This window comes from Streptomyces sp. URMC 123 (assembly GCF_051386515.1).
Lineage (GTDB): Bacteria > Actinomycetota > Actinomycetes > Streptomycetales > Streptomycetaceae > Streptomyces.
Genome location: NZ_JBPQTV010000177.1, coordinates 1 through 12,963, shown reverse-complemented (window position 1 = coordinate 12,963; position 12,963 = coordinate 1). Strand labels below are relative to the sequence as shown.

The window sequence follows — 12,963 nt, the reverse complement described above, 5'->3', positions numbered from 1 at the left end:
GCCCGGCACCGGCCCCGCCTCCAGCTCCCCCCTGAGCAGGGCCACCCGCTCCCGCATGCCGACCAGGCCGGCGCCCGAGCCGGGTGCCCGCGGGCCCGGCCGGTCGGCGCAGGGGCTGGTGACGGTGACAATCAGCGGGCCGTCGGCGCGGCGGTCCAGCGCCACGTCCACCGGGCCGGGGGCCGCGTGCTTGAGCGCGTTGGTGAGCGACTCCTGGACGATGCGGTAGGCCGCGAGCTCCACCGGCGCCGACAGCGGGCCCGGGCCCCGGTCGTCGCGCAGCGCGAACTCCAGCCCGCTCTCCGCCCCGACCGCGCGGGCCCGTTCCACCAGCGCGTCGAGGGCGTCGAGGGTGGGCGCGGCCACCGGCTCCCGCTCCCCGCCGCCGTCCCGCAGCAGCCCGATCAGGCGGCGCATCTCGGCCAGCCCCTGCACGCTGTTCTCCCGGATGACGCCGAGCGCCTCCGTACTGGCCTTCGGGTCGCCGATGGACAGCGCCGCGGTGGAGTGGATGGCGATCGCGGACAGGTGGTTGGCCACCATGTCGTGCAGCTCCCGGGCCATCCGGGAGCGCTCGGCGACGACCGCCTCCCTGCGGTCCATCTCCGCCAGCAGCGCGGTCTGCTCGGCCCGCAGCCGCTCGGTCTCCGCGATCTGCCGGTGCTGCCGCACCAGCACCCCGGTCCACGCCGGGGCGATGGTGATCAGCCCGGCGACCAGCCCCAACAGCAGCGCCCCGGAGTCCCGGTAGAAGGCCAGCGCCGAGATGGTGGCACCGATGGTGACGACCGTGGAGATGGGGATGATCTGGCGGGCCAGCCAGGGCCTGCCGTAGAGCACGGCGGCGTAGACCACGTCGGTGAACATCAGCACCGTCGCCGCCAGGGACCAGTTCACCACGTCGCCGACCAGGGCGGCGGTCGCCAGCAGCAGGGCCCAGGGCTGGGCGGTGCGCCGCAGCAGCTCGGCGCAGACCATCGCCACCAGGGGGACCAGGGGCCAGGCCCCCGGGTCGCCCCTCACGGGCGCGTTCGAGTAGAGGTCCAGCGACCACAGGATCAGGCCCCCGGCCAGGCCGGCGGCGGCGATCACGACATCGCCGCGGTGCGGGCGGGCGGGGAGGGCGAAGCGGGAGAACCAACCGGCGGACACGACTCCATCAAACACGGCGGGGCGCGCCGGGCGCCTCCGCTCCCGGGGGCGATGGGATCACGGCCGCTACATCGAAGGGTGCAGTGTCGATTCGTCATCGGCGACGACGCGACACGGCCGTACGGCGGCAAGGCTGGGGGAACGGCAAACGCGCCGACCCGCGAACAGGGGGAAGCGCCGGAGCCCGGAAGCCGGAAGTCGGCGGCCGGAAGCCGGGAGACGAAGAAGGAGCCTGTGGTGATCGTCGCGCTGATCGGCATCTGCGAGGTGGCGTTCTGGGTGGTCCTCGCCGCGGGCCTGTGCCTGCGCTACGCCCTGCGCATGCCCCGGACCGGCGCGGTGGTGCTGGCGCTCACCCCCGTGGTGGACCTGGTGCTGCTGGCCGCCACCGTCATCGATCTGCGGCGGGGCGCCGAGCCGTCCGCGGTGCACGGGCTCGCCGCGCTCTATCTGGGCTTCTCCGTGGGGTACGGCCACTACTTGATCAAGTGGGGCGACGCCCGGTTCCGGCACCGCTTCGCGGGCGGGCCGCCGCCGGCCGGGCCGCCGAAGTACGGGCGGGCCCGGGCGCGGCACGAGTGGCGGCTCTGGCTCCGGACGGCCGTCGCGGTCGTCGTCGCCGTGGTCGTGCTCCAGGGGTGCGTGCTGCTCGTGGGCGACGCGGACCGCGCGGAGGCGCTGCGCGCCTCGCAGACCACGGCCCTGCGGATCGGCGGGATTCACCTGCTGGTGGCGCTGTACTACGCGATCTGGCCGCCCCGGCCGAAGGGCCGCGACGCGGAGGGGGAGCGCGCCGCGGAGCGGGGGATGGACGGCGAGTGGGGCGGGAAGCTGGACGGCGAGCGGGGTGGGGAGCCGCGTGGGGAGCGGCCCCGCTCCCTCACCAAGCCCTGAGCCGCGCGGGAAGCGGGGGGGGGGCGCCTGCCCAAAGCAGGCCCCCCCGCACCGCGGTCAGCGGTTCTCGCCGGGCACCCAGAGCACGTCGCCGAGCTCCTTGTTCGCCGTGCGCGCCAGGATGAACAGCAGGTCGGACAGGCGGTTGAGATAGGTCGCCGTGAGCGGGTTCATGATGTCGCCGTGCCGCTCCAGCGCCGCCCAGGTGGACCGCTCGGCCCGCCGCACCACCGTGCACGCCTGGTGCAGCAGCGCCGCGCCGGGTGTGCCGCCGGGCAGGATGAAGCTGCGCAGCTTCTCCAGGTCGGCCAGGAAGCGGTCGCAGTCCTGCTCCAGCTTGTCGATGTAGCTCTGCTCGACGCGCAGCGGCGGGTGCTCCGGCTCCGCCACGACCGGGGTGGCGAGGTCGGCGCCCACGTCGAACAGGTCGTTCTGCACCCGTACGAGGACCTTGACCACCTCCTCGGGGAGCGCGCCGAGCGCGATGGCCACCCCGATCGCCGCGTTGGCCTCGTTGGTGTCGGCATAGGCGGCGATCCGCGTGTCGGTCTTCACCGTGCGGCTCATGTCGCCGAGGGCGGTCGTGCCGTCGTCCCCGGTACGGGTGTAGATGCGCGTCAGATTGACCATGCGCCGAGCCTATCCACCCCCTCCGGAACCCGTCCCGGCACCGCGGCGCGGGCTTCGCAACTCCCCGGCGACCGGCCGCCGATGTGATGTCCGTCGTACGGGGCGTGACGCGCATCTCTTCGCCCCCCTCGCGGCCCTTATGGGCGCTAATCTCCGGCCGAGAGCCGAATCAGCATTCACGGCGTCACATCACAGGGCATCAGGCGTTAGGGGACAGCAGTGGCCAGGAAGCTCGCCGTCATCGGGGCCGGACTCATGGGGTCGGGGATCGCGCAGGTCTCCGCCCAGGCGGGCTGGGACGTCGTGCTGCGGGATGTCACCGACGCGGCGCTGACCCGGGGCACGGACGGCATCAAGGCGTCGTACGACAAGTTCGTCGCCAAGGGGAAGCTGGCCGCCCAGGACGCCGAGGCGGCGCTGAAGCGGATCACGACCACCACGGACCTCGACGCGGTCGCCGACGCCGATGTCGTGGTCGAGGCCGTGTTCGAGAAGGTCGACGTCAAGCAGGAGATCTTCCGCACGCTCGACGGCCTGGTGAAGGACGACGCCGTGCTGGCGTCGAACACCTCCGCCATCCCGATCACCAAGATCGCGGCGGTGACCGGCCGCCCGGAGAAGGTCGTCGGCACCCACTTCTTCTCCCCGGTGCCGATGATGCAGCTGTGCGAGCTGGTCCGCGGCCACAAGACCAGCGACGAGACGCTGGCCACCGCCCGCGAGTTCGCCGAGAGCGTCGGCAAGACCTGCATCGTCGTCAACCGCGACGTGGCCGGCTTCGTCACCACCCGCCTGATCACCGCCCTGGTGGTCGAGGCGGCCAAGCTGTACGAGTCCGGCGTGGCCACCGCCGAGGACATCGACATCGCCTGCAAGCTGGGCTTCGGACACGCCATGGGGCCCCTGGCCACCGCGGACCTGACCGGCGTGGACATCCTGCTGCACGCCACGGACAACATCTACACCGAGTCCCAGGACGAGAAGTTCGCCGCGCCGGAGCTGATGCGGCGCATGGTGGACGCGGGGGACATCGGCCGCAAGAGCGGGCAGGGCTTCTACAAGCACTGAACTGACTGACGCGCTGTCACCCGCAGGAGTGAATTCGATATCGGTTCGCTCACAGACGGCAACCGCGCCGCGGGACGAACAGTCAGTTGTGATGAGAGATTCATCCGGACAGGCAGGACAGCACGACTGAGCACGATGGTTCGTCAGGGCAACGCGAGCACTCCCGGGGAGCGCATATGTACATCAGGGGCGACCACGCCGAGCTGGTCGTCGGGGGCCGCCTCGACGTCCGCAGCGCGGCGGACGCCCGTACTGTCCTGCACTCCGCGGTCGACTCGGGCCAGGGCGACCTCGTCCTCGACCTGACGGAGCTCGACTCCTGGGACGCCACCGGGCTCGGCGTCATCATGGGTGCCCACCGCAGGGCGGGCCGGGCCAACCGCCGGCTCGTCCTGCGCGGAGTGCCGCCCCAGCTCCAGCGGCTCCTGGTGGCCACCCGGCTGCATCGCATCCTCGCGATCGAGGGCGGCATCGAAGCGGAATCGCTGCCCCGGGTCTGACGCCGGCCCCGGTCCGACGCCCGTCAGGTCCCGGTCCGAGTGGCTCGGCGGCGGGAAAGCGGAATCCGCCCCGGGGCTCGCGCCGGGGCCCGGCACCCGCTCTCGGGAGCCCGCCGCGCGCCCCCTCGTACCGGGCGCGCCGGCGCGTACGCCCGGGCGTACCACCTTCGTCACTGTGTGCGATTCTCACAAAGCTGTGACGTTCCGGGCGCGCCCCCACCCCACGTGTTCGTGGATACTGTGCCAAGGTCTAGGGTTCCGTTGCCGTCGCGCGCATCCGGAACGCCGCGGCGGACGACCGGACCGGAACGGTTGATGGCCCCTCCCGCCCACGCGGGAGGAGTGCGGAAAGGCCGGGAGCGCACACGCCACACAACGCATCTGGGGGGCTTTGGCCTATGGACCCGAAGAGCCGGGGACCGGAAGAGCACGGTCACGACCGTCACCACGACGACGGCGTCGACGGCCACCTCCCCGAGGCCGGGGAGGAGCACACCGCCGCGGCGGACCGGCCGGGTCCCGCCGACCGTGACGTCCGTGACCTCCACGACGACCGGGCCGCCCGCGACGACCGGGCCGCCGGGGAGAGCGAGCGCGAGCGCGGCGACGCCTCCGGCGCCCCCCAGCGCCCGCACCGCGACCCGCTGATCCCCGACCTCACCGGCAGCGCCCGCCCCGCCCTCGCCCGCACCGTGCAGCTCGTCGCCGGCGACCAGCTGCTGACGGTCAACCCCGTCGACGGCAGCGAGGTCGAGGCCTGCCCGCCCGGAGAGCGGCCCGGCCGCCCCGAGCGGCGCGGCCCCGAGGACCGCGCCGACCAGCGCCGCGCCGGCCTGCCCCCCGTGCCCGTGGGGCCCGCGGCCGAGGAACTGCCGCTGCTGGAGCGCGGCGAGGAGCGCGAACGGCTCGTACGGCTGCTCTCCCGCGGCCGCTCCGTGCGGCTCACCGGGCCCGCCGGCTCCGGGCGCAGCGCGCTGCTCGACATGGTGGCGGCCGACTGCGCCGACCTGGCGCCCGACGGCGTCATCCGGCTCTCCGGCCACCGGAGAACCACCACCGACCTGCTCCACGAGCTGTTCGCCGCCGTGCACCACGCGCCGCTGTACCGGCCCGACCCCGAGCGGCTGCGGGCGGCCGTGCGGGAGATCGGCGCCGTCGTCCTCGTCGACGACCTCGACTTCGGCGGCAGCGCGCTGGACGAGCTGCTGGACGCCACCCCCGAGTGTGCCTTCCTGATATCGACCACCCCCGAGGTGCCGGCGCCGTCCTCCGACTGCCACCTCGAAGAGGTGTTCCTCACCGGGCTCAGCCGCGCCGCCTGCGTCGAGCTGCTGGAACGGTCCGTCCAGCGGACGCTGACCGACCGGGAGCGGGACTGGGCCGCCGACCTGTGGTTCGAGTCCGAGGGGCTGCCGCTCCGCTTCGTCCAGGCCGCCGCGCTGCTGCGGCAGCGCGACGCGCTGGCCGCCGGCCGGGAGGCGGTCGACGAGTACGGCGTCTTCGCCAAGCCGCCCGCCGACGGCGCCGCCGCGCAGCCCGAGGCCGCCGGCCAGGACGCGCCGCTGCCCAGCCTCGCCGAGGCCGCGGCCCCCGCGCCGCTGCTCGCCGCCCGCCTCTCCGAGGCGGCCCGGGAGGCCCTGCGGTTCGCCGTCGCCCTCGGCGGCGAGTGCCCCCACCCGGCGCACCTGCCGGCGCTCACCGGGGACACCCACGCCGACGCGGCCCTCGGGGAGCTCCTCGGCTGCGGCCTGGTGACCCCGGTGGGCTCCCACTACCGCCTCGCCGCCGGAGTGGTGACCCAGCTGGAGGCCGCCGGCTACGCCGACGGCGCGGCGGAGCGCGCCGACGCCATCGGCCGGCACTACGCCTGGTGGGCTGGCCACCCCTCCGTCACGCCCGAGCGGGTGGCCGTCGAGGCCGACGCCGTGCTCGCCGCCCTGGCCGCGCTGGTGGCGACCCGCACGGCCGGCCGGCCCACGGGCGCCGGCGCCGAGGACGACGGCCAGTCCACCGCCGTACAGCTCGCCCGCACCGCCGCGCCCGCTTTCGCCGCCGCGCTCTGCTGGGGCGCGTGGGAGCGGACGCTCCGCCACGGGCAGGAGGCCGCCCGGCTCGCCGGGGAGGTCGGCGACGAGGCGTACTTCCACCACGAGCTCGGCGTGCTCGCGCTCTGCGAGGGGAACCTGGAGCGGGCCCGCGCCGAGCTGGAGGCGTCGATCGGGCTGCGCGGCGCGCTCGCCGACCGGCGCGGCGCCGTCGCCGGCCGCAGGGCGCTGGCCCTCGTCGCCGACCGGGAGGCGGGCTTCCTCCCCGGCGTCGGCCCGGCCGCGGCCGAGGAGGTGTCCGGCGCGCGCAACGAGGCGTCCGCCTCGCCCGCCGACGGCCCGACCGCGCCCCTTCCGCTGACCGCCGCCGGGCCCGACGAGACGGCCACGGTAGTCAACCGGGCCGTCGCCGCGCGGCCGGCGGCCGGTGTCGGGCCGGCGGCCCGGCGCCTCGCCCAGCGCCTCGGCATCCGGCGCGCGACCCTGCGCGCCTCCGCCTTCAAGGGCACCCGGCGCAACATGATCGCCGCGGGCTCCGGGGCGCTCCTCGCGATCGTCCTGGGCACGGTCGTCACCCTCGGCGCCACCTCGGGCGGCGGGAACGATGCCCCGCCGGACCGGGTCACCTCCGACCAGTCCGCCAACGAGGACCGGGGCAACGGCGGCCTCACCGCGGACGAGCCCGGCGAGGGTTCGGCCACGTCCCGGCAGCGGCCGGCGGCCGGCCCCGGCGGCACCGGCCGCGGCGGCAAGGCGCCCGGCCCCTCCGGGCACGCGGACCCCACCGGCGGCACCCGGCCCGGCGAGTCGACCGCCGGTGGCCCCGGCGGCAGCCCGTCGCCCACCGGCGGCGCGACGAGCGGCACGGGTGGCTCGCCGAGCGGCAGTGGGGGCAGTACGACCGGTTCGCCGACGAGCGGTGGCAGCACGACGGGTTCGCCGACCGGTAGCGGTGGCAGTACGACCGGTTCGCCGACCAGCGGCGGCAGCACGACGGGTTCGCCGACCAGCAGTGGCGGCAGTACGACCGGTTCGCCGACGAGCGGCGGCAGCACGACGGGTTCGCCGACCAGCAGCGGTGGCAGTACGACCGGTTCGCCGACCAGCGGCGGCAGCACGACGGGCTCCCCGACCAGCAGTGGCGGCAGCACGACGGGCTCGCCGGGCACCAGCGGCACCACCGGGTCGACCACGACCGGCGGCACCACCGGTGAGACCGGCAGCGGTGCCACCGGCACCGCCACCGGGGGCGCGGCGAACACCCCGTCGAACGGCGCGGGCTCGCCGTCCGCGTGAGGGCCGAACCGGCCCTGGCGCCGGGACGGGGCCACCCCGCCGCCCGATGACAAGAACCGCCGGACCCCCGAGGGCCCGGCGGTTCTGCCGTACGGGGGCCCCAGCGGTTCTGTATGTACGGGGTGGCGGCCGGTGGTTCTGCCGTACGGGCCGGGCGTCCGGCAGTTCTGTCGTACGGGGTGGGGCCCGGTGGTCCTGTCGTACGGGCCGAGGCGTGCGTCCGGCAGTTCTGCCGTACGGCCGCGGGGCCCGGTGATCCCGTCGTAGGGGCCGAGGGGTCCGGCAGTTCTGTTGTACGGGGCGGGGTCCGGTGGTCCCGGCGTACGGCCGAGGCGTCCGGCGGTTCTGACGTACGGCCCACGTGGCCGGTGGTGCCGCCGTACGGGCCGGCGGCCCCGCGCGAGGCCGCCGGCCCGTCTGTCCGGGGCCGGCTCTCAGGCGACGCGCAGCCGGGTCTCGGCCGCGCCGCGGGCCGCGGCCACCGTGGCGGCCTCGGCGTCCAGCGCCCGGCGCACGGCGGAGGACAGCGGTGCGAACGGGGTGACCGTCAGCTCGAGCGCGCGGCCGGCGGCCCTCGCACGCCAGGTGCCGACGATCTCCGTGCCGGCCAGCAGCGCGCCGGGCCCGCCCACCGGCCGCCAGATCTCCTTCTGCCGGGCCCGGTCCGGCACGACCAGGTCCCGGTCCCGGGCCTGGAGGAACGGATCGCCGGGCGGGAGCAGCCGCACCAGGCCCCGGCTCCGCGCCGACAGCAGCGCGTCCAGATCCGGGGCGGGCAGCCAGGTCCTCGTGCCGCCCAGCCACACCTCGGCCAGGTCGTCCGGCCACACCGAGGCGACCACGGCCGGCTTCGTGCCGAGGTGCTGGGCCACCTCCGCGGGCATGGCGGGGCCGAGGAAGCGCAGATACGCCCGGACCAGCCCGGCGGTGCCGGACGCCCGGGACGGCACGGGGAAGCGCCGGTTCAGCGGCGCCAGGACGGTCCCGCCCGCCTCCGGCACGACCCGGGTTCCCCCGAAGAGCCCGGCCTGCTGGAAGAGCAGCCCGGAGATGTGCCGAGCCCCGCACCGGGCGCACCAGTGCGTCAGCGTCTCCGGTACGGACGCGCTGACCGCGGCGCTGACCTCGCCCTTGGCCATGGGGGCGGTCACGACCTCATGGAACGCCGCCGCGGTGACCCGGAAGGCGGTGCGGCCCAGCCGCGCCCCCTCCTTGATCATCGCGGTGTCGATGCGCGCCGTCGCGTCGGTGTCGTCCACCGGCCAGAGGGCGGCGGCGAGCGCCCGCAGATCCGCGCGCCGGTGGAGGTGCGGCGCGCCGCGGAACGACCAGACGAGCTCCAGGCCGTCGGAGGACGCGCCGCGAGCGGCCAGGGCCTGCCGGGCGGACCCACTCGGCGTGTCCCGCACCCCCAGGTCCAGGACGTCGGGGGCGGGGGAGGAGCGGTCGAGCCCGTGCACCGCCACCCGGTAAGCCAGGACCCGTTCCCGGCTCACCTCGATCCGGCGTGTGCTGCTCACGACCGCGCCCTTCGCCCGTACTCCTCGTACGGTACGCCCGGTGCGTCCGATATGCCCGCAGTCGCGCGGCGCGAGGGCGTCACGGGGCCCTGGGCGCCCCCGGGAGCGGCCGCGGGCCCCCGGGGGCCCGCGGCCCTCAGAAGAGCCGGAGCTTGTCGTCCTCGATGCCGCGCAGCGCGTTGTAGTCCAGCACCACACAGCTGATGCCGCGGTCCGTCGCGAGCACCCGCGCCTGCGGCTTGATCTCCTGGGCCGCGAAGACGCCCCGCACCGGGGCCAGGTGCGGATCGCGGTTGAGCAGCTCCAGATAGCGGGTGAGCTGCTCCACGCCGTCGATCTCGCCCCGCCGCTTGATCTCGACGGCGACGGTGGCGCCGTCGGCGTCGCGGCAGAGGATGTCCACCGGGCCGATCGCGGTGGGGTATTCACGCCGAATCAGGGAGTAGCCGTCACCGAGCGTCTCGATCCTGTCGGCGAGGAGTTCCTGGAGGTGGGCCTCCACGCCGTCCTTGATGAGGCCGGGGTCCACTCCCAGCTCGTGCGAGGAGTCGTGCAGCACCTCCTCCATGGTGATCACGAGCTTCTCGCCCGCCTTGTTGACCACCGTCCACACGCCGTCGTCGCCCTCCTTGAGGGTGCACGGCGGGGACATCCAGTTGAGGGGTTTGTAGGCCCGGTCGTCCGCGTGGATCGATACGGAGTTGTCGGCCTTGACGAGGATGAGGCGCGGCGCCGAGGGCAGGTGGGCGGTGAGCCTACCGGCGTAGTCGACGGAGCAGCGGGCAATGACGAGACGCACGGTCGGCCACGCTACTCGACGCGGGGTCCTCCACGCGATTCGCCCTTGTTGGACCCGTTCGCCATTGGCTGGTTGTGTGCCCGTTCTCCTGGTGCCCCGGTGATGGCCGACATACCGTTGAAGCGGGAAGTCGCCACCCGGGCACTCTGCGTGGCGTCCATGGTGGCGCGCGCACGGCGGGGCCGCGCCGAGGTCAGGGTGGCGGCTTCCCGCCCGTGCCCGCGAGACCCCGTGCCGCGGGGTCGCGAGAGGAGAACCCATGTCGCTCGACGTCTCACCGGCCCTGCTCGAGAAGGCCGAGCGAGGCGAAGTCGACGAAGCGGAGTTCGTCGACTGCGTCCGGACCTCCCTGCCCTACGCCTGGGACCTGATCAGCTCCCTGGTGGCCCGGCTCACCGTGGACGGTGGCGAGTTCGCCGACAACCAGGTGCCGCCGCCCGACGAGCGGGCGCGCGGCCAGCTGCTGCGCGCGCTGGCGAGCGATGCGATCAAGGGTGCGCTGGAGCGGCACTTCGGGGTGCGGCTGGCGTTTCAGAACTGCCACCGCGTCGCGGTCTTCCCCCTGGACGCCTCGGCGGACGAGCGGCTGGCCCGCTTCACCTCCGTACGGGGCCAGTTGCTGAACCAGTCCCCGACCCTGCGGGACTGCTGAGCACCCGCACCCGAGCAGCGCCTGAGCTTCCTGAGCGCCTGAGCGCATGGCTGCCCGGGCGCGTGAGCGCGCGAGCGCATGAGAGCCCGGCGCCGGGCCGTCCGCCGCGTCAGCCGAGGAGGGGGAGCACCTCGCGGCCCAGGCGCTGAATGTTCTCCTCCGTGGTGGACAGCTCGCCCGAGCCCTCCACCAGCAGGGCGAAGCGGGTGATGCCCGTGCGCTCGGCGGTGGCCGCCAGCCGGTCGGCGCACAGCCGCGGCGGGCCCACCGGGTGCAGCCCGCACAGCAGCTGGGTGTACGCCAGCGGATCGCGCATCGCGCGCGGTCGGCCGTCGACCGTGACATGGGCCTCCAGGCCCCGGCGCAGCCAGCCGGGCATGGCCTTCAGCAGCGTCTCCTCGGCGCTCCGCCGGTCGTCGGCGATCTGCGCGACCCCCGCGGCCACATGGTCCGCGCCGTCGGCGCGGTGGCCCGCCGCCCGCGAGTGCTCCCGCCAGAGCGCGACCATGGCGGCCTTCTCCTCGTCGTCGCTGTGCATGCCCAGCAGCATCGGCAGCCCGCGCTCCGCGGCCAGGCGCACCGTGGCGGGGGAGGTGCAGGCCACGACGACGGGTGGGCCCGCGTCCCCGGGCGCCTCGGCCGCCCGCGGCACCACCGGCACCGTACGGAACCGGAACCGCTCGCCGGCCGCCCCGACGGACGGTTCGCGCAGCCAGCGCACCAGCAGATCGAGTGATTCCGGGAACCCGCTCTCGTACGCCGCCGTGCCCACCCCGATCCGCCGGGTGCGGCCCAGCAGCAGCGCCGCCAGCGTGACGGCCGACGGGCACACCCCGTACGGCACGAAGTGGTGCTCGGCCACCCACACCGCGTCCAGCCCCGCCTCCTCGGCGGTCTCGGCCGAGCGCACCGCGCGGTGCAGTGCCTCCCCGTGCCCCTGGCCCGGGAACTGCGCGGCCAATAAGAAAGCCCCCACGCGCATGCCAACTGCCTCCTCGCGGCCGGTGCGTCGATGTCCCCCACCGGGCATCAACGCACGACACGTGCCGACGGTACGGCCTCGCCGGAACTCTTTGCCGATGATCGGGGCGGCGTTGCCGGGGGCCGGGGCGGGGCCCCGCGGCGGTCCGGCGGGCGCCACGCCGACGCGTAGGGTGGACTCGGCAAAAACCGACCCCCGGACATTTCGCGAGGTGCCCCGTGTCTCCGCGTCGAAACCGCCCGCCGCGCGGAGTGCGATCCGCCGCCCCCGACGAGCGGGGGTTCGGCGAGGGAGAGCGCTACGGCCTGGAGCGGACGGAGAGTTGGCGCGGCGAGCCGTGGGTGGTCCGGCAGATAGGGGGCGGCGCCGCCACCAAGCACTACCGCTGCCCCGGCTGCGACCAGGAGATCCCGCCGGGGGTGCCCCATGTCGTCGCCTGGCCCCAGGAGGGCGCGGTCGACGACCGGCGGCACTGGCACCGCGCCTGCTGGAACGCACGGGACCGCCGCACCACGACGGTGCGGCGGTCCCGTAACGCGCCTCGCTACTGAGCAATCCGCCCCGCTGCCGGGCCGGTTCGCCGCTCCGGCGCGGTGCCGGAGCGAACGGCCGTCAGACGTCCCGCTTGGCGAGCGCGGTGTACGCGCCGGCCATGGTCAGGGCGGTGACACCGGTGAGAATCCACAGCGGCTCCCAGCCCGAGGGGCCGCTGGAGCCCTCGGTGGCGGGGGTGCTGTAGAAGACGCCGAGCGAGTTCGGGATCGAGTACTCGAACAGGGCCTGGCTCACGTCGGGGAACTTCATCAGGAACAGCGCCACCACCATGGGCAGCAGCAGCACGCCCAGCATGATGGTGATCGCGCCCGCGGAGTGGCGGACCAGCGCGCCCACCGACAGGGAGAGCAGGCCCAGCATCGCCACGTAGAGGCCGACGCCCACGGTCGCCCGGAACCACTCCGCGCCGGAGGGGTCCTTGCCGCCCATGCCGGAGAGCATGGAGGCGTGGACGACGGCGATCAGCGTGGTGGTCACCGTGGTGATCACGAACGCCACGAGGAAGAAGACGATCGCCTTGGCGGTGAGCACCCGGGCCCGGCTCGGGCAGGCCGTCAGCGTCGTACGGATCATGCCGGTGCCGTACTCCGAGGCCACCACCAGCACGCCGAGGGTGATCACGCAGATGCTGCCCGCGAGCACGCCGAAGAAGCCGAAGCTCAGCAGCGGCGCGTCCACGAGGTCGGTGTCCGTGCCGCTGAGGATCATGGCGATCAGCAGCCCGAGGCCGAGCACCAGCACGACCATGACGCCGAGCGTCCAGATCGTGGAGCGCACCGACTTGATCTTCGTCCACTCGGAGGCGAGGGCGTGCCCGAGGTGGGCGTTCTGGATCGGGATGGGCGAGACATAGCCCTGACCGCCGCCGGC

Annotated in this window: 12 protein-coding genes; 6 read left to right on the top strand and 6 right to left on the bottom strand. The window is 74.8% G+C overall.

Annotated features, from left to right (window positions below):
- Positions 1 to 1,152: sensor histidine kinase (locus ACSNOD_RS20005; protein ID WP_436768356.1), on the bottom strand; the 1,152-nt coding region annotated here is incomplete at its 3' end.
- A 237-nt stretch (positions 1,153 to 1,389) separates the two neighbouring features.
- On the opposite strand from ACSNOD_RS20005, the gene ACSNOD_RS20000 reads away from it, so the two are divergent.
- Positions 1,390 to 2,046, top strand: a complete 657-nt coding sequence (locus ACSNOD_RS20000; protein ID WP_436768355.1) for a hypothetical protein — start codon at positions 1,390 to 1,392, stop codon at positions 2,044 to 2,046.
- A gap of 57 nt (positions 2,047 to 2,103) precedes the next feature.
- On the opposite strand, the gene ACSNOD_RS19995 is transcribed toward ACSNOD_RS20000, so the two are convergent.
- Positions 2,104 to 2,676 (bottom strand): cob(I)yrinic acid a,c-diamide adenosyltransferase, encoded by a 573-nt coding sequence (locus ACSNOD_RS19995; RefSeq protein WP_436768354.1) that lies wholly within the window; start codon positions 2,674 to 2,676, stop codon positions 2,104 to 2,106.
- Between the two features lie 219 nt (positions 2,677 to 2,895).
- On the opposite strand from ACSNOD_RS19995, the gene ACSNOD_RS19990 reads away from it, so the two are divergent.
- The 3 genes from ACSNOD_RS19990 to ACSNOD_RS19980 all read left to right on the top strand — a co-directional run bounded on the left by ACSNOD_RS19990 (position 2,896) and on the right by ACSNOD_RS19980 (position 7,585).
- Entirely contained in the window at positions 2,896 to 3,744 is an 849-nt protein-coding gene (locus tag ACSNOD_RS19990) for a 3-hydroxyacyl-CoA dehydrogenase family protein (RefSeq protein WP_436768353.1), read from the top strand.
- Positions 3,745 to 3,920: 176 nt separating this feature from the next.
- Positions 3,921 to 4,244: an STAS domain-containing protein gene (locus tag ACSNOD_RS19985; RefSeq protein WP_436768352.1), complete on the top strand. Its 324-nt coding sequence runs from the start codon at positions 3,921 to 3,923 to the stop codon at positions 4,242 to 4,244.
- A gap of 398 nt (positions 4,245 to 4,642) precedes the next feature.
- On the top strand, positions 4,643 to 7,585 hold the full coding sequence (locus ACSNOD_RS19980; RefSeq protein ID WP_436768351.1) for an ATP-binding protein: 2,943 nt from the start codon (positions 4,643 to 4,645) through the stop codon (positions 7,583 to 7,585).
- A gap of 434 nt (positions 7,586 to 8,019) precedes the next feature.
- On the opposite strand, the gene ACSNOD_RS19975 is transcribed toward ACSNOD_RS19980, so the two are convergent.
- Entirely contained in the window at positions 8,020 to 9,105 is a 1,086-nt protein-coding gene (locus ACSNOD_RS19975) for a DNA glycosylase AlkZ-like family protein (protein WP_436768350.1), read from the bottom strand.
- A gap of 136 nt (positions 9,106 to 9,241) precedes the next feature.
- Positions 9,242 to 9,904, bottom strand: coding sequence for an endonuclease NucS (nucS, locus tag ACSNOD_RS19970; RefSeq protein WP_436768349.1), 663 nt, complete (start codon positions 9,902 to 9,904; stop codon positions 9,242 to 9,244).
- Between the two features lie 259 nt (positions 9,905 to 10,163).
- On the opposite strand from nucS, the gene ACSNOD_RS19965 reads away from it, so the two are divergent.
- The gene (locus ACSNOD_RS19965; RefSeq protein ID WP_436768348.1) at positions 10,164 to 10,556 is read left to right on the top strand and encodes an SCO5389 family protein; all 393 of its coding nucleotides are present in this window, start codon (positions 10,164 to 10,166) and stop codon (positions 10,554 to 10,556) included.
- A gap of 109 nt (positions 10,557 to 10,665) precedes the next feature.
- On the opposite strand, the gene ACSNOD_RS19960 is transcribed toward ACSNOD_RS19965, so the two are convergent.
- Complete coding sequence (locus ACSNOD_RS19960) at positions 10,666 to 11,538, bottom strand: LLM class flavin-dependent oxidoreductase (RefSeq protein ID WP_436768347.1); 873 nt, start codon at positions 11,536 to 11,538, stop codon at positions 10,666 to 10,668.
- A gap of 218 nt (positions 11,539 to 11,756) precedes the next feature.
- Between ACSNOD_RS19960 and ACSNOD_RS19955 the strand changes: the two genes are divergently transcribed.
- Positions 11,757 to 12,089 carry an ATP/GTP-binding protein gene (locus ACSNOD_RS19955; RefSeq protein WP_436768346.1) on the top strand — a complete coding sequence of 111 codons (333 nt, stop codon included), beginning with the start codon at positions 11,757 to 11,759 and terminating at the stop codon, positions 12,087 to 12,089.
- A gap of 61 nt (positions 12,090 to 12,150) precedes the next feature.
- On the opposite strand, the gene ACSNOD_RS19950 is transcribed toward ACSNOD_RS19955, so the two are convergent.
- Positions 12,151 to 12,963 (bottom strand): ABC transporter permease (locus tag ACSNOD_RS19950; RefSeq protein ID WP_436768345.1); only part of this gene is annotated, 813 nt, incomplete at its 5' end.